The sequence below is a fragment of the Paraburkholderia largidicola genome, from assembly GCF_013426895.1.
Taxonomy (GTDB): Bacteria; Pseudomonadota; Gammaproteobacteria; order Burkholderiales; family Burkholderiaceae; genus Paraburkholderia; species Paraburkholderia largidicola.
This window is the reverse complement of sequence record NZ_AP023176.1, coordinates 1,468,185-1,489,191: the sequence shown is the minus strand read 5'-3', so window position 1 is coordinate 1,489,191 and position 21,007 is coordinate 1,468,185. Positions and strand designations below refer to the sequence as shown.

General features: G+C 61.2%; 18 protein-coding genes and 1 pseudogene. 18 read left to right on the top strand and 1 reads right to left on the bottom strand.

Annotated elements, in window-relative coordinates; genetic code table 11:
• Positions 1–4 precede the first annotated feature (4 nt).
• The 11 genes and pseudogenes from PPGU16_RS35405 to PPGU16_RS35355 all read left to right on the top strand — a co-directional run bounded on the left by PPGU16_RS35405 (position 5) and on the right by PPGU16_RS35355 (position 10,765).
• A complete protein-coding gene (locus PPGU16_RS35405; RefSeq protein WP_180725491.1) occupies positions 5–337 on the top strand; it encodes a DUF7668 domain-containing protein in 333 nt (110 codons plus the stop codon).
• 492 nt (positions 338–829) lie between these two features.
• Complete coding sequence (locus tag PPGU16_RS35400) at positions 830–1,324, top strand: DUF4265 domain-containing protein (RefSeq protein WP_180725490.1); 495 nt, start codon at positions 830–832, stop codon at positions 1,322–1,324.
• A gap of 117 nt (positions 1,325–1,441) precedes the next feature.
• Positions 1,442–1,831: an SMI1/KNR4 family protein gene (locus tag PPGU16_RS35395; protein WP_180725489.1), complete on the top strand. Its 390-nt coding sequence runs from the start codon at positions 1,442–1,444 to the stop codon at positions 1,829–1,831.
• A gap of 177 nt (positions 1,832–2,008) precedes the next feature.
• Positions 2,009–2,488: a nuclear transport factor 2 family protein gene (locus PPGU16_RS35390; RefSeq protein ID WP_180725488.1), complete on the top strand. Its 480-nt coding sequence runs from the start codon at positions 2,009–2,011 to the stop codon at positions 2,486–2,488.
• A 319-nt stretch (positions 2,489–2,807) separates the two neighbouring features.
• Positions 2,808–4,022 carry an ABC transporter substrate-binding protein gene (locus PPGU16_RS35385; RefSeq protein ID WP_180725487.1) on the top strand — a complete coding sequence of 405 codons (1,215 nt, stop codon included), beginning with the start codon at positions 2,808–2,810 and terminating at the stop codon, positions 4,020–4,022.
• 107 nt (positions 4,023–4,129) lie between these two features.
• Complete coding sequence (locus tag PPGU16_RS35380) at positions 4,130–5,005, top strand: branched-chain amino acid ABC transporter permease (RefSeq protein ID WP_035995333.1); 876 nt, start codon at positions 4,130–4,132, stop codon at positions 5,003–5,005.
• Between the two features lie 8 nt (positions 5,006–5,013).
• Positions 5,014–6,941, top strand: a pseudogene (locus PPGU16_RS35375) (branched-chain amino acid ABC transporter ATP-binding protein/permease).
• A gap of 46 nt (positions 6,942–6,987) precedes the next feature.
• A complete protein-coding gene (locus tag PPGU16_RS35370) occupies positions 6,988–7,716 on the top strand; it encodes an ABC transporter ATP-binding protein (protein ID WP_180727183.1) in 729 nt (242 codons plus the stop codon).
• 203 nt (positions 7,717–7,919) lie between these two features.
• Positions 7,920–9,242, top strand: a complete 1,323-nt coding sequence (locus tag PPGU16_RS35365) for a TIGR00366 family protein (RefSeq protein WP_180725486.1) — start codon at positions 7,920–7,922, stop codon at positions 9,240–9,242.
• 63 nt (positions 9,243–9,305) lie between these two features.
• Entirely contained in the window at positions 9,306–10,337 is a 1,032-nt protein-coding gene (locus tag PPGU16_RS35360; RefSeq protein ID WP_180725485.1) for a histone deacetylase family protein, read from the top strand.
• A 149-nt stretch (positions 10,338–10,486) separates the two neighbouring features.
• Entirely contained in the window at positions 10,487–10,765 is a 279-nt protein-coding gene (locus tag PPGU16_RS35355; RefSeq protein WP_035995322.1) for a hypothetical protein, read from the top strand.
• 35 nt (positions 10,766–10,800) lie between these two features.
• On the opposite strand, the gene PPGU16_RS35350 is transcribed toward PPGU16_RS35355, so the two are convergent.
• Positions 10,801–11,409, bottom strand: coding sequence for a CDP-alcohol phosphatidyltransferase family protein (locus PPGU16_RS35350; protein ID WP_180725484.1), 609 nt, complete (start codon positions 11,407–11,409; stop codon positions 10,801–10,803).
• Positions 11,410–11,697: 288 nt separating this feature from the next.
• On the opposite strand from PPGU16_RS35350, the gene PPGU16_RS35345 reads away from it, so the two are divergent.
• The 7 genes from PPGU16_RS35345 (at position 11,698) to PPGU16_RS35315 (ending at position 20,916) form a co-directional block, all read left to right on the top strand.
• Positions 11,698–14,883, top strand: a complete 3,186-nt coding sequence (locus PPGU16_RS35345) for an efflux RND transporter permease subunit (protein WP_180725483.1) — start codon at positions 11,698–11,700, stop codon at positions 14,881–14,883.
• Positions 14,884–14,932: 49 nt separating this feature from the next.
• Complete coding sequence (locus PPGU16_RS35340; RefSeq protein ID WP_180725482.1) at positions 14,933–16,171, top strand: efflux RND transporter periplasmic adaptor subunit; 1,239 nt, start codon at positions 14,933–14,935, stop codon at positions 16,169–16,171.
• Positions 16,168–17,679, top strand: coding sequence for an efflux transporter outer membrane subunit (locus PPGU16_RS35335; protein WP_180725481.1), 1,512 nt, complete (start codon positions 16,168–16,170; stop codon positions 17,677–17,679). Before PPGU16_RS35340 ends, PPGU16_RS35335 begins: the two co-directional genes overlap by 4 nt.
• Positions 17,680–17,756: 77 nt before the next feature.
• Complete coding sequence (locus PPGU16_RS35330) at positions 17,757–18,443, top strand: heavy metal response regulator transcription factor (RefSeq protein WP_007576885.1); 687 nt, start codon at positions 17,757–17,759, stop codon at positions 18,441–18,443.
• Positions 18,440–19,900, top strand: coding sequence for a heavy metal sensor histidine kinase (locus PPGU16_RS35325; protein WP_180725480.1), 1,461 nt, complete (start codon positions 18,440–18,442; stop codon positions 19,898–19,900). Before PPGU16_RS35330 ends, PPGU16_RS35325 begins: the two co-directional genes overlap by 4 nt.
• A 144-nt stretch (positions 19,901–20,044) precedes the next feature.
• Positions 20,045–20,230, top strand: coding sequence for a hypothetical protein (locus tag PPGU16_RS35320; protein WP_180725479.1), 186 nt, complete (start codon positions 20,045–20,047; stop codon positions 20,228–20,230).
• Between the two features lie 116 nt (positions 20,231–20,346).
• Entirely contained in the window at positions 20,347–20,916 is a 570-nt protein-coding gene (locus PPGU16_RS35315; protein WP_243460676.1) for a DUF3280 domain-containing protein, read from the top strand.
• Positions 20,917–21,007 lie beyond the last annotated feature (91 nt).

Genomic DNA, 21,007 nt, shown 5'->3' with positions numbered 1-21,007 from the left:
GCGAATGATTGAGGATGTAGTGCGGCAAATCGTGTTGCTGCTGGTTCATGGAGAGTTTGAAAAACTCGAAAACATGAAGATGTTGGGACCAAGTACACGTGAGGAATATGCTCTCGCATTGCAAAATTATCTTCGTGGACGCGAAGTTCTATGCGAGCCACCACCGGAAGCGTTTAGTCAACTGGAGGTTGACAAGACTCGGGACGCTAAAAGATGGCGTGTTGACTTTGACTTGTGGACTGATCGCGGTCGGAGCGATCTGACTGCTCAAATATATGTGGAAGAAGTTAGTCCAGGTGTCGGGCATGGCGTGCTATATGATCTCAGGGTGCTTTGACCATGGGGGCCGCTAACGTGGCCCTCGTCACATTTACTTTCTGATCCGTACGGCGGGTTCCAATCAACCACTCCAAAAAGGACTTGGTTGGCATCATTAGCGGCGGAAAGAACAGTCAACTTTCTTTTGACCATCTCCTGAGTGTCCGGGTCTGGAACGCTATGGAATCAAGTTGCGCACAGTCGAAAGGATCGAGAAACGACCCACCAGACATGAAACTGCTGGAAAAAGCGCTGGCACGAAATCCGTGCAAGTAAATGAGGCGGTGCGGGCGAACCCATATGAACTGACGGCGACGCGGCTACGATTTGGTATCCGCATCTGCCAGGCCAACTGCCGCGCGACGCCTGGATGCCTTTCAACGCAGGGTTTGGTGGCAAATCGAACCGACTCCTGAGAGCCGCATTGTCAGGCTTTGGTTCGTCTAAGCGTGATCGGGCGCAATAGTTGCGCACGGTGCGGTACGACGTATCCTGTGTCGAACGGGGAGCTATGGAACTACGTATCGGCGTTGAGAACGAATGCTGCTTGATCAATGTCTACGCGGGCAAGAACGATTCGGGGCCTGTGTACGAGGAACTTCCGGCAAAGTATATCGAAGGTGATATTTATAAACTACTTGCTTCTCCCGGGCTCGCGCTCAATTTGGCGAAAGGAGATGTGATTCGAATCGGCGACGCAGGTCGACCTGCTGACGTGTTGGAACGCGGTGGGAATTTCTGTATTCAGATATACACAGACGAAGTATCGAACGATGAGATCGAGCGGTTAAGGTCCGGAGTCAGTCAGGAACTCGGGGGGAGCCTGGATGGCGTGAACGGTGGGAGTCTTGCACTGTCGGTTCCATCAAGCAATGGCGTGGAAGCAATCAATCAATTCTTTGACGATTTCAAAATGCGAACCGGGATCGAATGGTATTACGCGAATATCTATAAGAATTTTGATGACCATAACGACGAGACACTTCTGAACTGGTGGATGCACTAGAGAGTTTTTTCTTCATCGACGGTACTATGAATGGTTGCACATTATTCGAGTGACAGAACAACTCTAGAAATTCGCCAAGAAAATTATTTCAGTGGTCGGATAAGGAGCTTTCGCGAAATGAACTTCTCAAACATAGCTAATTTGAATGGATTCAACCGAAGAGCTCTTTTGGAAGAAATTGCTCTGGTGGAATCTTCAATGAGAGTTCAATTTCCAGTTGCGTACAAAGAAGTACTCTTGTATTCAGACGGCGCCTTGTTGGACAGCGGCGTCACGCTATATAGACTGGAAGATCTCGTTGAGAGAAATGAAACCTACGAGGTTGGAGATTACTGCAGCGGTTATCTTCTAATCGGCGATGATGGAGGGGGAAGGGGGTTCTTGATCGCACTCGAAAATGACGATCCTTTGGTAGTTAGCTCAGGACTAGGAGATCTCGATCCAGTGGATTTCTCACCTGTTGCGACCACTTTGCAAGAATGGGTCAACCGGGGTTTAAGTGTGTGAGGAAGAGACCGCATGGACGGCCCTGCCGCCAGCTACCTAAAAGGACGGGCGTCGAGCAACGGTGAGCTTCCAAACGACCACCGTGCAAATCCAACAAACCCCACACTTCCCGACACGACAAAACTTCCCATTTGCGAATAATGACCACACCGTCACCATTCACAAAGAGAGAAGTCGATGTCGAGCACTACCGAAGTCCGTCCGCCGCTGCCGCCGTTCACGCGCGAAACCGCCGCACAGAAAGTACGCCAGGCCGAAGACGGCTGGAACTCACGCGATGCTGCAAAAGTCGCGCTGGTCTATTCCACCGACACCTGGTGGCGCAACAGAGCCGAATTCGTACAAGGTCGTGAAGAAGCGCGCGCATTTCTCGAGCGCAAATGGAGCAAGGAATTCGAGTACCGTCTGATCAAGGAACTGTGGGCCTTCACCGACAATCGCATCGCGGTCCGCTTCGCTTACGAGTGGCGCGACGATGCTGGCAACTGGTTCCGCTCATACGGCAACGAAAACTGGGAGTTCGGTCCCGATGGCCTGATGCATCATCGTCACGCGAGCATCAACGACCTGCCCATCAAGGAAAGCGAACGCAAGTTCCACTGGCCACTCGGCCGTCGCCCCGACGATCATCCCGGCCTGAGCGATCTGGGTCTTTGATCGGTCGTTCTGACCCGTAATCCTTCATCACCTGCACTTAGCCGACATCCACATGTCGGCTAGCCGCGCTTCCATTCCCCGTTGCACGCACAACCAGCAGGTCGTTGCGCCTGCACCGATACAGTGCGTACGTGCGTAAGCACACTGAACGTGTTGTTTCTTACGGGTAACTCCGCATAGTGGCAAAAAGCTTACGATTTCTATACTAGGTTGCCGTTTCGTATCAAGGCGATATAAAGCACGCCGTTATACGAATCAGGCGGCGTCGGGAGACAGCCCGCGCCCGTCGAAAATAAAGAAACATGCTACGGAGACGAACATGGTACTTCGCCTGAAGAGCGTTGTTGCTGCTCTCGCATTGTGTGTGGTCGCAACGGGTAGCTATGCGGCCGATCCGATCAAGATCGGTGTCGATGGTCCTTTCACAGGCGGTTCGTCGTCGATGGGCGTCAGCATGCGCGACGGCGTGCGGCTTGCGGCCGCTGAGATCAACAAATCGGGCGGCGTGCTGGGCCGGCAGATCGAACTCGTCGAACGCGACGACGAAGCAAAGAACGAACGCGGCGTACAGATCGCACAGGAACTCATCAACAAGGAAAAGGTAGTCGCAGTGGTCGGCTACATCAATACGGGTGTCGCGCTCGCATCGCAGCGCTTCTTCCAGGAAGCGAAAATCCCTGTGTTCAACAACGTCGCGACGGGCAGTATCGTCACGAAGCAGTTCGCGGACCAGCCGGATAACTACGTGTTCCGCAACGCAGCCGCCGACCGCATTCAGGCGCCGATGATCGTCGAGGAAGCCGTCACCAAACGCGGCTTCAAGAAGGTCGCCATTCTCGCCGATTCAACCAACTACGGACAACTCGGCCGCGAGGATCTGGAAAAGGCGCTCGCTGCTAAAGGCGTGAAGCCGGTTGCCGTGGAGAAATTCAACATCAAGGACGTCGACATGACGGCCCAGTTGCTGAAGGCCAAAGACGCCGGCGCGGAAGCCGTTCTGACCTACGGCATCGGACCTGAACTCGCGCAGATCGCCAACGGCATGGCCAAGCTCGGCTGGAAGGTGCCGCTGATCGGCAGCTGGACCTTGTCGATGGCGAACTACATCGACAACGCGGGTTCCAACGGCGAAGGCGCGCGCATGCCGCAGACCTTCATCCAGGAACCCAACACGCCGAAGCGTAAGGCCTTCATCGAGGCCTATATGAAGGAATTCAAGCCGAAGAACAGCCGCATCGATTCGCCCGTGTCGGCGGCGCAAGGCTACGACTCGGTCTATCTGCTCGCCGCCGCGATTACGCAGGCAGGCACGACGGACGGCCCGAAGGTGCGCGCCGCGCTGGAAAACCTCAACACGAAGGTCGAAGGCGTCGTGATGGCGTACGACAAGCCGTTCTCGCACGACGACCACGAGGCGATCAGCCCGAACGTGCCCGTCGTTGGCGAAGTGAAGGGCGGCCGTGTGATCTACGCATACGACAACGACAAGAAAGGCGGCGGACAACTGCGCACCAAGCAGGCATCCGCAAACTGAGCACAGCATGAATAGCGAAGCCGCGCCCGCCCGACCGGCGGGGGCGGCTTTGTGCTGCATGGCTCACGGCATCATCTACGGGGCGTTGCGATCGAGGCAATTGGACTATGGCCATTCTTCTTCAGCTCATCTATAGCGGCATCGCGCTCGGCATGATTTACGCCGTGATCGCGTTCGGCTACCAACTCACGTTCGCGACATCGGGCACGCTGAACTTCGGCCAGGGCGATGCGCTGATGCTCGGTGCGCTCGTCGGTCTCACGCTCGTCACGCTGGGCGTCAACTACTGGCTGATGATTCCCCTCGTGTGCGTATTCGGCCTGTTGCAGGGCGCATTCGTCGAACGGATCGGCGTGCGGCCCGCTATCAAGATCAAGTCGGAGTTCGGCTGGATCATGTCGACCATCGCGCTCGGCATCATCTTCAAGAACGTCGCGGAGAATGTCTGGGGCCGCGACGATCTGCGCTTTCCGTCGCCGCTGCCGGAAGCGCCTATCAAGGTGTTCGGCGCAAATGTTCTGCCGATGGAACTGCTGGTAGTAGGCGGCGCCCTCGTGCTGATGCTGGCTGTCGAGTTCTTCAACCGGCGCAGTATCTTCGGCAAGGCGGTTGTCGCCACGTCGAATGACCGCGATGCCGCCGCGCTGATGGGCATCAACACCGGCCTCGTCATCACGTTCTCGTATGCGCTGTCGTCGCTGACGGCGGCCTTCGCCGGCGTGCTGATTGCGCCGCTCACGCTGACGGGCGCGACGATGGGCGCGGTGCTCGGCCTCAAGGCGTTCGCGGTGGCGATCATCGGCGGATTGTCGAGCGGACTCGGCATCGTGGTCGGCGGCGTGATACTCGGCATTGCCGAGACGACGACCGGCTTCTACATTTCGACGGGCTACAAGGATGTGCCCGGACTCGTGCTGCTGCTGATCGTGCTCGCCTTGCGTCCGGCAGGTCTGTTCGGCAAAACCGCGATCAAGAAGGTGTGAGGTCCGCCGTGAAAAAGAAAAACCTCATCGGCGCGCTGCTCGGGCTGGTCGCACTCGCGATCTTCCCGGTGCTGTCGGGCAATCCGTACTACATCCACCTCGTCGAAACGATCATGATCTACGCGATCCTGCTCTTCGGTCTCGACATCGTGGTCGGTTACACGGGCAGGTCTCGCTGGGACACGCGGGGCTGTTCGGCGTCGGCGCGTACACGGCGGGCGTGCTGTTCATCAAGCTCGGCATGCCGTTCTACGTGACCGTGCCGATGGCAATCGTGGTCACGGCCGCGTTCGGCGCAATTCTCGCGCTGCCCGCACTGCGCGTGTCCGGCCCGTATCTCGCGATGGTCACGCTCGCGTTCGGCACGATCATCCAGATCCTGATCAACGAAATGGATTTCCTCACCAGCGGGCCGATGGGCATCAAGATCACGAAGCCCGTGATCGCGGGCCATAGGCTCGATGAAACCCAATACTATTGGGTCGTGGCGGCGCTGCTCGTGGTGTCGCTCGTGGTCGTGCATCGCGTGCTGAAGTCGCATCTGGGCCGCGCATTCGAGGCGTTGCGCGACAGTCCGATCGCATCCGACTGCATGGGCGTCTCGGTGTATCGGCACAAGGTGTACGCGTTCGTGATCAGCGCGGGCTTCGCCGGGCTCGCGGGCTGTCTGTACTCGTACTCGGAGCAGTACATTTCGCCGAACACGTACAACTTCGAGCTGACCATCCTGTTCCTGCTCGCGATCATCATGGGTGGCCGCAAGACGCGCACGGGTGCGCTGATCGGTTCGACGATCATCGTGCTGCTTCCCAAGCTGCTCGACGACATCTCGATGTTCCGTATGGTCGCGACGGCGCTTGCCGTTATCGTCGTGGCGGGTGCGCTGTTCTCCATTGCGCGCAAGAGCGTGACGCCGCGCAAGGTTGCGATCCCGATGGTGGGCACGGTTGGCCTCGCAGTGTTCTCGTACTGGATCGATGCGCTGACCGATTGGCGGCTGACGATTTTCGGTTTGATGATTCTGCTGGTCGTCTACTACCTGCAGGACGGCGTGGTCGGCTTCGTGCGCAAGTTCTTCACGCATGGCCGCGTGCGCACCGTGACCGTCGATACCGAAAAGCCCGCGGAAATCACCGCCGATGCCGTGCTCGACGTGCACGCCAAAGGTAACGAAACCATTCTCGACGTGCGCGGCGTGCTGATGCAGTTCAGCGGCCTGAAGGCGCTGAACAACGTGAACCTGAACGTGCGGCGCGGCACGATACATGGTCTGATCGGACCGAACGGCTCGGGCAAGAGCACGATGATGAACGTGCTGACGGGCATCTATATACCGACGGCGGGCGCGATCGAGTATCGGGGCGAATCGATTGCGGGGCGCACGTCTTCGTCGATCGCGCTGTCGGGCATTGCGCGCACGTTCCAGAACGTGCAACTGTTCGGCGAAATGACCGCGCTCGAAAACGTGCTCGTCGGTCTGCATCATACGTTCCGCTCGAACTTCGCCGATATCGGCCTGATGACGTCGCGCTATCGACAGGAAGAACGTACGGCGCGCGAGCGCGCGTTCGGCATGCTGCGCTTTGTCGGTCTCGATAATGTCGCGGCGGAAGAAGCGCGCAATCTGCCCTACGGCAAGCAGCGTTTGCTCGAAATCGCCCGCGCGCTCGCACTCGATCCACAAGTGCTGTTGCTCGACGAACCCGCGGCGGGTCTCACTGCACCCGATATCAAGGAACTGGTGCGCATCATTCGCAAGGTCCGCGATCACGGTATTACGGTGGTGCTGATCGAGCATCACATGGACGTGGTGATGTCGGTGTGCGATACGGTATCGGTACTCGACTTCGGGCAGAAGATCGCCGAGGGCAAGCCGTCCGAGATCCAGGAAAACGAAAAAGTCATCGAGGCGTATCTGGGCGGCGTGGCCGCCTGAGACTACGCATCGTTTGAACGACAACGGCATGAATGGGGAACACGCGATGTTATCGATCCGCAATCTGCATGCGGGCTACGGCAAGGTACAGGTGCTGCACGGCATTTCGATGGACGTGCCGAAGGCTTCCGTCGTCACGCTGATCGGCTCGAACGGCGCGGGCAAGACTACGACGATGCGCGCCGTATCCGGCATGATCCGTCCGAGCGGCGGCGAAATCACGATGGGCGAGGGCGCATCGGCCAAACGCATCGATTCGCTCGATTCGCACCGTATCGCGCGGCTCGGTCTCGCGCATTCGCCCGAAGGCCGGCGCGTGTTCTCGACGATGACGGTCACCGACAATCTGTTGCTAGGCGCGTTTCCGCGTCTGACGTGGGCGCGTCCGCGCGGCGACATCAACGCGGATCTCGAGCGCGCGATCGACCTGTTTCCGCGCCTCAAGGAGCGCCGCAACCAACTGGCGGGCACGCTGTCGGGCGGCGAGCAGCAGATGCTCGCCATGGCGCGCGCGATCATGCTGAACCCCGATCTCGTGTTGCTCGACGAACCGTCAATGGGACTCGCGCCGATTCTCGTCGATGAGGTCTTCCGGATCATCGAGCGTCTGAAAGTGCAGGGCGTGACGATGCTGCTCGTCGAGCAGTTTGCAGCCGCCGCGTTGAATGTCGCCGATTACGGCTACGTGCTGGAAAACGGACGCATCGCAACGCATGGATCGGCTGCGCAGTTGCGTAACGATCCGATGGTCAAGGCCGCTTATCTGGGGCATTGAACCGCGCGCGCCGTCAGCGGCGGCGCGCATTACACGCATTTCTTTAAGGTCGTTGAAAGCTTCAATTCAGCGACCTGTCCGCACTCTTTCCTCTCCAACAGAACGTAAAGCGGCTGCTTGTGCAGTTCGCCGACTCGTTACGCATAGCTGTGGCAGAATCTCGCGCGCATCCAACGAACAATTGAACAAGTGCCGGAGACGTCGTGATTCAAGGTATTGCCCGCTTCTTTACGCAGGTGGTTCATCGCTTTCTACCTGATCCTCTTATTTTCGCGCTGCTTCTGACGGCGATCACCTTTGCGCTGGCATTGGGCCTCACGCCGCAGTCACCCGGCGATCTCGTCTATATGTGGGGCAGCGGGTTCTGGAACCTGCTCGCATTCACGATGCAGATGGCAATGATCCTCGTGACGGGGCATGCCCTCGCGACCTCGGGTCCCGTCAAGCGGGTGCTGTCCGGTCTCGGCGGTCTGGCGAAAACACCGGTGCAAGGCACGATGCTCGTCGCGTTCGTGAGCGGCGTGGCCTGCGCGATCAACTGGGGCTTCGGTCTCGTACTCGGCGCCATGTTCGCGCGAGAGGTCGCGAGACGCGTGCGCGGCGTCGACTACCGGCTGCTGGTAGCGGCTGCATACATGGGCTTCCTCACCTGGCACGGTGGCCTGTCGGGTTCGGTGCCGCTCGTCGCGGCCACCAGGGGCAATCCGATGGAAAAGGTGATTGGCCTGATTCCCGTGTCGCAGACGCTCTTCACGGGATACAACCTCTTCATCACCGCTGCGCTGATCATCGCGTTGCCGCTGCTGGTGCGCGCGATGATGCCGCGAGCCGAAGATGTCGTTTCCGTCGATCCCGCGCTCCTCGTCGACGAACCTGTGCAGGAACGCAAGATCACGGCGCAATCGACGCCGGCGGAACGTATCGAAGAGAGCCGCATTCTGTCTATTCTGGTGGCGCTGCTGATCGTCGCCTATCTGGTGATCCGCTTCACGAAGAAAGGCTTCAGCCTCGACATCGATACCGTCAATATCGTCTTTCTCGCAGCGGGCATTCTGCTGCACAAGACGCCGATGGGTTACGCGCGTGCAATCGGCAATGCGGCGCGCGGCACGGCGGGGATCATGATCCAGTTTCCATTCTATGCGGGCATTCAGGCCACGATGGACCACTCGGGTCTTGCGGGCGTGATCACCAACTGGTTCATCGAAATTGCAAACGTCCATACGTTCCCGCTGCTGACGTTCCTGAGTTCGGCTGTCATCAACTTCGCGGTGCCGAGCGGCGGCGGCCACTGGGTCGTGCAGGGCCCGTTCGTGATGCCCGCTGCGAAGGCGATCGGCGCGGACCTCGGCAAGTCTGCAATGGCGATTGCCTACGGCGAAGCGTGGACCAACATGGCGCAACCGTTCTGGGCGCTGCCGGCACTCGCGATTGCCGGGCTCGGAGTGCGCGACATCATGGGCTATTGCGTGACGGCGCTGCTGTTCTCGGGTGTGATTTTCGTCGCCGGGCTGTATCTTTTCTGACGTCGTTCGCAACGCGGTGTCGCAACGGTAGACTGTGCGTTCCTTTCTGCGGCGTACAGAACCATGCAAACCATCTACAGCAGCGATCACCGCTTGCATCAAGGCGTCGAACTCAAGGACGGCGCCGTCTCCGATTCCTTCGAAAAACCCATCCGCGCAGAGACCGTGCTCAAGCAGGTCAGAGCCGCGGGCCTGGGCGATGTTCTCGCGCCGAACGTCTATGACCGTGCGTGCTATGTCGGCGCGCATAGCGGACGTTACGTCGAATTTCTCGCATCGGCATGGGACGAGTGGGCCGCAACCGGGCGCACGTGCCAGGCGCTGCCGCTCGTTTGGCCGGTACGTGGCTTGCCTTCCACAGCGATGCCGCAATTCATCGACGGCAAGCTCGGCTTCTTTTCGATGGATGCCGGTTCGCCCATCAACGCAGGAACGTGGAGCGCGGTGTCGTCGAGCGCGAACTCGGCGCTGACGGGCATCGATGCGCTCGCACGCGGAGACAAGGCCGTCTTTGCGCTGTGTCGCCCGCCGGGGCATCACGCAGGCCGCGAGTACATGGGCGGCTATTGCTATCTGAACAACGCTGCGATTGCCGCGCAACGCTGCATCGCGCAAGGCGCGAAGCGCGTCGCCGTGCTCGATATCGATTTCCATCACGGAAACGGCACACAGGATATTTTCTACGATCGCAAGGACGTGTTGTTCGTGTCGATACACGGCGATCCGGGCGTATCGTTTCCCTACTTCTCGGGTTTTGCCGACGAGCGCGGCATGGGTGAAGGCGAGGGCTTCAATCTGAATCTGCCGTTGGCGAAGGGCACGACAATGGAACAGTACGGGCCTGCGTTACAGCACGCAGGTTCGGCAATCGCCCATCATGCGCCCGACGCGCTCGTTGTTTCACTGGGCGTGGATACATTCGAGGGCGATCCCATCAGCCATTTCCGCTTGCGCACGCCGGACTATCTGCGACTCGGTGAAATGCTCGCGCGCTTTGATTTGCCGACGCTCTTCGTCATGGAAGGCGGGTACATGGTCGATGAGATCGGCATCAATGCCGTCAACGTTCTGTTGGGTTTCGAAGGGCGGGCATAACACCGCCGCGAATCTGGCAGCTTCGTCATACTTATGCCAGCATTGCGCCACTCTTGAAGCGTAGAGTTAATACAGCCGTCGTAGACACCGCGAGCCGTCTGCGGCGACTGTATTCGCTGCACAGTCTCTCGCGATCAAGGAGCCTTGAAATGAAGCAACTTCTTCTCAGTCTCGTGGTAACGGCGGGCGTAGCAGCCATGTCGAGCGCATACGCGCAACAAATGCCGACCGATCAACCGATGGACCAGACCCAGGCGCAATCGGCCGCGCCAGCGGACACGGGTCAGGGCGGCGTCAATTGGGGCAGCGCGGCGCAAGGCGCCCGTAACGTCCCGGAGACGCGTCAGGATGTGCGCCAGCAATTGATACAGTCCGAGCGTGACGGGCAACTGCAAACGCTCAATCGCACCGTTTACAACGGCAATTGATCGCGCAGCGCGTGCCTGACAATCCGGGCATTGAATCAGGGCTTGGGAATACGGATGCGGCTGATCATCAGCGATCCGGAAATGCCGTAGACCAGCGTCAACGGATGCAGCACATGCCCTGCAATCCGCCATTCGCCGAACCATAATTGCGGACCGAGAGCCCCTTGCCATGCGGCGATGGCGAGCAGCAGCACGATTGCGAACGATGTCGGTATAGGCGTGCCCTCGAAGTGAGTCACTTTCCCCGTCGCGCCCGACATCGTTTCTGCCGTCACGTTATAGCGCGCGAGCCGCGACACGCCGCACGCCACGAAGTACGCCAGCAGAACGCGGTCATACAGGCCGCGCATCCCGCATCCATAACCGATGATGGCCGGCGCCACGCCGAACGAGATCACATCGGCTAGCGAATCCAGTTCCTTCCCCAGCAGTGAAGCCTTTTGCCGCCAGCGCGCGATGCGTCCATCCAGCACGTCGAACACCAGTGCCGCAAACACGAGCGCACTGGCGAAGTAGACATGCATGACGTTCGCGCTGCCGATATAGCTCATCATCGAAAACAGTGCGCCCGTGCCGCACACGGCGTTGCCGAGCGTAAACCAGTCGGCGAGATGAAACTCGCGAATCATCGAAAAGCGCTTCATATTGGCCTTTTTGTCGAGCAGTGGGACGAGTATAGCCGTCGCGATTGCACCTCGTGCCTGCAAGACACGTGCCGCAAAAACGCGTGTGCGCTGAAACAGACGGTAATACGTGCATGCACTACAAATAGCATTCCGCGCCGAAAATGGCAAAGCTGCCATTTTGGCGCCATCAGTTCGTTGGGCCGGGCGCACTAGCATTTACACCTGGTTGCCGCGGACGCGCAGAAAGACACTGACGCCGCTGCCTCACGTCACTCTTGCGCGCTTCTCTCGGATACCAACACCTGTATGTGGATCGTCAATCTCGCATTGAAGCGGCCGTACACGTTCATCGTGATGGCCATATTGATCGTGCTGGCGACGCCATTCGTGCTGTTCACGACGCCTGTCGATGTGCTGCCGGAAATCAACATTCCCGTTGTCAGCATCATCTGGAATTACACGGGTCTGTCCGCCGAGGACATGGCGAACCGCATCACGTCCGTCAACGAACGCAGCCTGACGACCACCGTCAACGACATCGAGCACATCGAATCGCAATCGCTTGCGGGCATTTCGATCATCAAGCTCTTTCTGCAACCGAACGCGAACATCCAGACAGCCATCGCGCAGACCGTTGCCGTCGAGCAGGCGCAGCTGAAACAGATGCCGCCCGGCGCGACGCCGCCGCTCGTCATCAGCTACTCGGCGTCGAGCATTCCCGTGATTCAGCTGGGGCTGTCGAGCCCGCGTCTGTCCGAGCAGGATCTGAACGACACGGCGCTCAACTTTCTGCGTCCGCAACTCGTGACGATTCCGGGCGCAGCCGTGCCGTATCCCTACGGCGGCAAGAGCCGTCTGATTTCCGTCGATCTCGACACGCGCGCGCTGCTTGCCAAGGGACTGACGCCGCTCGACGTCGTCAACGCCGTCAACGCGCAAAACCTGATTCTGCCCACGGGCACGGCCAAGATCGGACCGAAGGAATACACGATCAACATGAACGGCTCGCCGACCACCGTCGCGGGCCTGAACGACATTCCCGTGCGCACGGTCAACGGCGCGACCACGTATCTGCGCGAAGTGGCGCACGTGCGCGACGGCTTTTCTCCGCAGACGAACATCGTGCGCGAAAACGGCCGGCGCGGCGTGCTGATTTCGATTCTGAAGACGGGCAGCGCGTCGACGCTCTCGATCGTCAACACACTACGCGGGCTGTTGCCAAACGCAGTGGCCGCGCTGCCGCCCGATCTCAAGGTCACGCCGCTGTTCGACCAATCGGTGTTCGTGAAAGCCGCCATTCAGGGCGTGGTGCGCGAAGCCCTGATCGCCGCCGCGCTGACGGCCGCGATGATCCTGCTGTTTCTCGGCAACTGGCGCAGCACCTGCATCATCGCCATTTCGATTCCGCTGTCCATTCTGACGTCGCTGATTGCCCTGCATGCGCTTGGGCAGACCATCAACATCATGACGCTGGGCGGCCTCGCGCTCGCGGTCGGGATCCTGGTCGACGACGCGACGGTCACGATCGAGAACATCGAGCGGCATCTGCACATGGGCACGAATCTGCACGATGCGATTCTCGACGGCGCGGGCGAGATTGCGATTCCTGCGCTCGTGTCGACACTGTGCATCTGTATCGTGTTCGTGCCGATGTTCTTCCTGACGGGCGTTGCGCGCTATCTGTTCGTGCCGCTCGCGGAAGCCGTGGTGTTCGCGATGCTCGCGTCGTACGTGCTGTCGAGAACCCTCGTGCCGACGCTCGCCATGCTGCTGATGGGCCACGCGCACAAGCGCGACGCGAATGCCCGGCCCAATCTGTTCATGCGGATGTATCACCGTTTCGACCGCGGCTTCGAGACGATGCGCGCCGCGTACATCATGGTGCTCAGCAGCCTGCTGGTGCGGCGTCGGATGTTCGGCACCTTGTTTCTCGGCTTCTGTGTGGTGTCCCTGGGCCTGGCATTCGTGTTGGGCGAAGACTTCTTCCCACGCGTCGACGCCGGCGAGATACGCCTGCATATGCGTGCGCCGACGGGCACGCGGATCGAAGAAACGGCACGGCTCGCCGATCAGGTCGAGAAGGTGGTGCGCGAGGTGATTCCGCCAGACGAACTCGGCACGGTGCTCGACAACCTCGGCTTGCCGTATAGCGGCATCAATCTCTCGTACAGCAACGCGGGGACGATCGGCACGCTCGACGGCGAGATCCTGCTCGCGCTCAACGAAAATCACAAACCGAGCCTCGGCTATGTCGACCGTTTGCGGGCGATCTTGCCGCAGCGTTTTCCGGGCACCGAGTTCTTCTTTCAACCGGCCGATATCGTCACGCAGATTCTCAACTTCGGTTTGCCCGCCGCTGTCGATGTGCAGGTGGTCGGGGCGAATCAGGAGGGCAATCTTGAGGTCGCGCGCAAGCTACTCAAGCAGATCCGCGCCATTCCGGGCGCCGTCGATGCGCACATCCAGCAGAAGCTAGACGAGCCCGTCATCAATCTGCAGATGGACCGCACGCGTTTGCAGCAATTGAATCTCAACGCGAACAATGTCGCGCAGAACGTGTTGATTTCGCTGTCGGGCAGTTCGCAGACGTCGCCGGGATTCTGGTTCAATCCGCGCAACGGCGTCGAATACAACCTTGCTGTGCAGACGCCGCAATATCAGATCTCGTCGGTGGATCAGCTGCTGCGCACGCCTGTATCCGCATCGTCGACCGGGCCGACGCAACTGCTCGGCAATCTCGTGCAGGTCTCGCCGCAAACCCAGTTTGCGATGGTCACGCATTACAACATCCGTCCTGTCATCGACGTGTTCGTGAGCGTCGAAGGGAGCGATCTGGGCAGTGTCGACAGGCAGGTCGAAAAACTCGTCGATCAGGCGCGCGCGACGCTGCCGCGCGGCAGCCAGATCACGATACGCGGCCAGGTCCAGACCATGCGCACGTCGTACTTCGGCCTCGGCATCGGCGTGGCGATGGCGATCGTGCTCGTTTATCTGCTGATCGTCGTGAATTTCCAGTCGTGGATCGATCCGCTGATCATCGTCAGCGCATTGCCGGCTGCGCTCGCGGGCATCGTGTGGATGCTGTTCCTGACGGGCACGCATCTGAGCGTGCCGGCGCTGACGGGCGCGATCATGACGATGGGCGTCGCGACGGCGAACAGCATTCTGATGGTGTCGTTCGCGCGTCAACGTCTGACGGCAGGCGCGCCGCCACTCACGGCCGCGCTCGAAGCAGGCGCGAGCCGGATCCGGCCGGTGCTGATGACCGCCTTCGCGATGATCATCGGCATGATCCCAATGGCGCTCGGACTCGGCGAAGGCGCCGAACAGAACGCGCCGCTCGGGCGCGCGGTGATTGGCGGCCTGCTGTTCGCGACGGTATCGACGCTTTTCTTCGTGCCCTTGCTGTTTGCGGGCATTCATAGCCGGCTCTCGCATCGCAAGGCGACACGCGATCAAGACGAGCAACAGCACGGTGACGCGCATGGATGACATGGCCGAGACGACGAGCACGGACACAGCCCGAACACGGACGAATGAGATGACTGAAAAAACGCATTCTTCGCTAGCGATCCCCGCACGGGAGACCCCGGACGGCCACGCGCTGCCGCCGCGCCATCGCGAATGGCGGCGCGCGAAGATCGCGGTGGTGATCGTGCTGATCCTGCTGGCGATCGGCGCGTTGCGCACGGTAGTGGCGAACATCATGCAAAGCCACTCGATTGCGCAAACCACGCAGCAAAACGCGAAGCAATATGTCGACGTGGTGACGCCGAAGCAGACGGATGGCAGCGCAGGTGTCACGGTCCTGCCGGGCACCTTGCGCGGCTACGTCGAGTCGCCCATCTTCGCGCGGGCGACGGGTTATCTGCTGCACTGGTATGCGGATATCGGCGCGCGCGTGCAGGAAGGGCAATTGCTCGCGGAACTGGATACGCCGGAGATCGATCAGGAACTCGCGCAAGCCGTGGCGCAGCGCGATCAGATCCAGTCGAGCCTCGGCCTCGCAAAGAGCTCGTACGAGCGCTGGCAGCAACTGCGTCAACGCGACGCCGTCTCGCAACAGGAACTCGACGAACGGCAAAGCACCTACTCGCAGGATGTCGCCAATCTTGCCGCCGCCGAGGCCAACGTGAAGCGGCTGCGCCAGCTCGAAAGCTTCAAGCGTATCGTCGCGCCGTTCGCGGGCGTGGTCACGCAGCGCAATGTCGATGTCGGCGATCTGATCGACGCGGGCAGCGGCACGAGCCGCGCGTTGTTCGCGCTTGCGCAGTCTGATCCGTTGCGGGTCTTCGTGCAATTGCCGCAGGCCTACGCGCAGAACATCAAGGTCGGCGAGGACGTGGTCGTCACGCAGGCGGAACTGCCGGGCCAGCAGTTCAATGGACGCATCACGCACATTTCCGGCGCGATCGACGTGCCGACGCGTTCATTGCAGGTCGAAGTGACGCTGCCCAATCCCGACGGCAAGCTGAGGCCGGGCGCCTACGTGCAGGTCGCGCTGCCGTCGGGCGCGCGCGCGCAGCTAACGGTGCCGGGCAATGCGTTGCTGTTCCGCGCGGAAGGGCCGCGCGTGGCGGTCGTCGATAACGATGGCGTCGTGCATCTGCGCAAGGTGACGATCGCGCAGGATCTTGGGCAGACGCTCGAAATCGAAAACGGCATCGAGCCGAACGACCGTGTGATCATCAACCCGAGCGATTCGATCGAGGACGGCGACCATGTCGTGGTGACGCGTCCTCAATCGCAATCGCAGGCCAAGGGCAAGGCGGCGTCGTGAATGCGCTCATCCATGCCGCACGCGTGAGCGCCCTGGCGTTGGCGGCGACACTGTGCGCGTGCACGGTCGGCCCCGACTACAAGACGCCGATGACGGATGCGCCGCCCACATGGCGCACGGACTCCTACTGGCGTCTTGCGCAGCCCTCGCATGCGCCGCTCGCGCCGGACTGGTGGCAGGCATTCGGCGACACGGCGCTCGATCGCCTCGAAACGCAGGCGCTCGCGGAAAACCAGACGCTCGCCGCCGCCAGCGCGCATTACGCGCAGGCGCGCGCCACGCTCGCCAACACGCGTGCGCAACTGATTCCCGAAGTTGATCTGTCGGCCTCGGCGGCGCGCCAGCGCATTTCGAAGAACCGGCCCGCCACGAGCTTCACGGTGCCGAACCAGTCGATGGTGCAAAACGACTTGCAGATCGGCCCGACGATCAACTACGACGTCGATCTGTTCGGCCGCATCCGCCGTGAAGTGGAGGGCGCGCGGGCGTCGGCGGAACAGTCGCGCGACGATCTCGCGAATGCGCGGCTCGTACTCACCACCGATCTCGCCACCGACTATTTCTCGCTGCGTGAACTCGATGCGGAAATCGACGTATTGAACCGCTCGGTCCAGTTGCAACAGAAAGCGCTCGACTACGTGACGACCGAGCACGATCTCGGCTCCGTCTCCGGACTCGACGTGTTGCAGCAGAAGTCGCTGCTCGACCAGACGCGCGTGCAGGCGCAGCTTCTCGTCACACAGCGCGAGGCGTTCGCGCATGCGATCGCCGCGCTCGTCGCGGTGCCCGCGCCGCAGTTCTCGATCGAGCCGAAAGTGGTCGAGTATGCCGTGCCGGCGATTCCGCTTGGTTTGCCGAGCGATGTACTGCAGCGCCGCCCGGATATTGCATCGGCGGAACGCGCGATGGCGGCGGCGAATGCGCAGATCGGCGTCGCGAAGGCAGCCTTCTTTCCGAGCCTGACGCTGACGCCGGGCATCGGCTGGCAAAGCACGGACCTCGCGAGCCTGTTTAGCGCGCCGAGCCTGGTGTGGACACTAGGCACGGCGGTGAGTCAGGTCGTGTTCGACGGCGGGCGGCGCGCGGCCAATGTCGATTTCGCCAGCGAGGGCTACCAGGCTGCGCAGGCCAATTACCGGCAAGCGGTGTTGACGGCGTTCCAGCAGGTGCAGGATGGCATCACGGGGCTTTCCGTTCTGGATAGCGCCGCATCCCAGTCGCGCGATGCCGTCGCCGATGCGCAGCGGCTGCTGTCGCTCGCCAACGACCGCTATTCGGGCGGACTCGTCGCGTATCTGGACGTCATCACCGCGCAGCAATCATTGCTGACGAGCCAGCGTACGGATGTGCAGATTCACGGCCAGCAGATGACGACGGCTGTCGCGCTGGTGAAGGCGCTTGGCGGCGGCTGGGACGTGCAGCAAGCGGATGCGCAGCGCGTGCCGGGCGATGCGGCGAAAGACGCCTCGAACGATAACGGCACATCCACGACGCATCCACCGGATTGAAAGCAAACTGTAGAGGACGGGCTGAACAGGTTTGAAAAGCCTACTTATAATGAAGAGGACAATACAAAGGAGCGCCCATGAAGCTGCTCATCGTGGAGGATGAATTCAAGGTGGTCGACTATCTGCGCCGTGGCCTGACGGAGCAGGGCTGGGTCGTCGACGTCGCGCTGGACGGCGAAGAGGGCCTGCATCTCGCGTCCGAGTTCGACTACGACATCATCGTGCTCGACGTGATGCTGCCCAAGCGCGATGGACTCAGCGTGCTCAAGGCGTTGCGCATGCGCAAGTCGACGCCCGTCATCATGCTGACCGCGCGCGATCACGTGAACGACCGCGTGCGTGGCTTGCGCGAAGGCGCCGACGATTATCTGACCAAGCCCTTTTCGTTTCTCGAACTGGTCGAGCGGCTGCACGCGCTCGCACGGCGCACACGCGTGCAGGAATCGACGCTGATCTGCGTCGGCGACCTGTATGTCGACCTGATCGGCAGGCGGGCGACGCGCAGCGGCGTGCGGCTCGATCTGACGGCGAAAGAGTTCCAGTTGCTCAGCGTGCTCGCGCGCCGTCAGGGGGATATCCTGTCGAAAGCGATCATCACGGAACTCGTCTGGGACGTGAATTTCGACAGCCACACGAACGTCGTCGAGACGGCGATCAAGCGGCTGCGCGCGAAGCTCGACGGCCCGTTCCAGACCAAGCTGCTGCACACCATGCGCGGCATGGGCTACGTGCTCGAAGTCCGCGAGGAAGCGGAGGCATCATGACTCGCCCGACCCGTTCCATCGCACGACGTCTCGCGCTGCTGTTCGCGCTCGTCGCGCTCTCGGTTTTCACGCTGGTGGACACGGGGCTGTTTCTCGTGCTGCGCTCGCAACTCGAACAGCGCCTGCGCGATTCGCTCGATAGCCGCACGGAGGTCGCGCGGATCATCGTGCATCACGCGATCAACCGCGACAAGTGGCGCATCGCGCAAGAGAAGCTCACGGACATGACGCCGCGTGACGGCACGAGTGGCTATTCGATTTCGAGCACGAACCCTGTGTTCAATTACGGCCACCTGGTGACGGGCACGATCGCGCAGCAATGGCGCGGCGACTATGCGCGCGTCACGCACAACGGCACCGACCACGATCTGCTGACGCGCACGCTGACCATTCCGCCCAACGGAGAGCGTCCGCAGGTGCAGTTGCAGGTGGCGACCAGTTACGGGCCGACCGAGCAGGCGTTGCGCGAGTTCGGCCTTGCGTTGGCGGCGCTGTCGGCACTGGGCGCGTTCGGCGCGTCGCTATTGAGCTACTGGGTCACGCGGATCGGCCTCGCGCCCTTGCGCAGATTGACGGTGGACGCATCCGAAGTGAGCGCCGATAACCGCTCGCAGCGATTGCGCACCACCGAGCTGCCGTTCGAGCTGAACGATCTCGCGCATTCGTTCAACGGCGCGCTGGAGCGGCTCGATCAGGCCTACGTGCGCCTCGAGTCGTTCAACGCCGACGTCGCGCACGAGTTGCGCACGCCCGTGACGATCCTGATCGGGCAGACCCAGGTGGCGTTGACCCGCAACCGTTCCGTCGACGACCTGCGCCGTACGCTGCAATCGAACCTGGAAGAGTTCGAACGGATGCGCGGCATCATCAACGACATGCTGTTTCTGGCGCGCGCCGATCAGGGCGAGCGGGCGACCGAACTGGTCGAAGTCTCGCTGGCGACGGAGATTGCGCGCACCGTCGAGTTCCTCGAAATGCCGATGGAAGAGGCGCAGGTGCAGGCGGAACTGCACGGCGATGCGGTGGCGCGCGTCAACCGTTCGCTGTTCGGCCGGGCTTTCGCCAACCTGCTGATCAACGCGATCCACCATACGGCCCCCGGCGCGATGATCCGCGTGACGGTGTCGCGCGAAGCGGGCCGCGTGTGGGTCGCCGTGGCCAATCCCGGCGCGCCGATCATGCGGGACGTGCTCGATCACGCGTTCGACCGCTTCTATCGCGCGGAACTGTCGCGAACGAACAGCCGCGAGAATCACGGCCTCGGGCTGGCGATCGTCAAGGCGGTCGCCGATATGCACGGCGGCGTGGTGTTCGCGCGCAGCCTGGACGGTGTGAACACGTTCGGGTTCTCGATCATGAGCCCCGAGACGGCGCGTTCGCCGAAAGCCGAGCCGTCAGCAAAGGACGCACAACTGGCGTCGCGGCCCGTGGTGTCGGCGCCGCTCAAATCGCCCTGAGTGTGCGCACGGGCTCGCCGGTGAGTCCGACGTCGAAACAGGTAAATTGATCCGCTTCATGGCCTCTGTTCAGGGGAATGACGGTCAAATTGACTGGGTACGCTGGTGTTGTCGCGTGAGAGCGTATCCGGCAAGGAGATTCAGGTGGATCTGATCGAAATGGCTAAGAAGTCCGGCATGCAGGTGTTGCTGGACGCGCAGATCGGCAGTCAGATGTATCACAGCGTCTGCGGGCCACTTTCTTCGTTGCAGCGATTTGCGGAAGAGGTTGGTAAGGCGCTGGCCGCGGAATCGGCGGCGCAGACTGCGGATTCCGTTTCCGAAACCTGACCTGCCGCCAACGCGCCGCAGCATTCAGGCCCGGTATCTGCTTCACGATCGTCGCGAAGGCGGGCGCATCGGTGCGCCTGCGCCATGCGCATATCGATCGTGGAGGGCTTACCGCGTTGACCGCTTGCCGATCCAACGCCGACAGCGGCAGACTGCGGCGCGCATGCGCGCTGTGCCGTCTGCTCGTTGCGAGCGCCGCACTCTGTACCGTTTCGGTGACAGTCGCTGCCGCGCCGCCCGCCATCGCGCTGCTCGACTGCGTCGTGATCGACGACAACGCGGCGTACAACGATGCCTCCGTCACCCAGTCGCAACAGGCGCGTGCCGCGATGGCGAGCACCGAGTTGCGCACGCGCGTCGACCAGCGCGGCCTGTTCAAGGTCGCGGACAATCGTCCGGCGGCGGCGCTGATCGACGGCTTCACGAAGACGCAGGACCTGAGCGCCTGCAACGGCTGCGAGCTGGAAATCGGCCGAAAGCTCGGCGTGCAACGCGTCGGCGTGTGCTGGGTGCAGAAAATCAGCAACCTGATCCTCAACATCAACCTGCGCATCGAAGACACGGCGAGCGGGCAGGTCGTGTTCCAGCGCTCCGTCGATATCCGCGGCAATACGGACCAGTCGTGGCGGCGCGGCGTCGACGCACTTGTCGGCCTGCTCGCGTCAGAACCGGAAGCCGCGCATTGAGCCGCGCGCATCCATCGATTTCGGGAAAAACTCCCGGCCCTCCAAGCTGTCATCCCGACGCGCGATGCGCTAACTTGAGCCTGGGTGAATC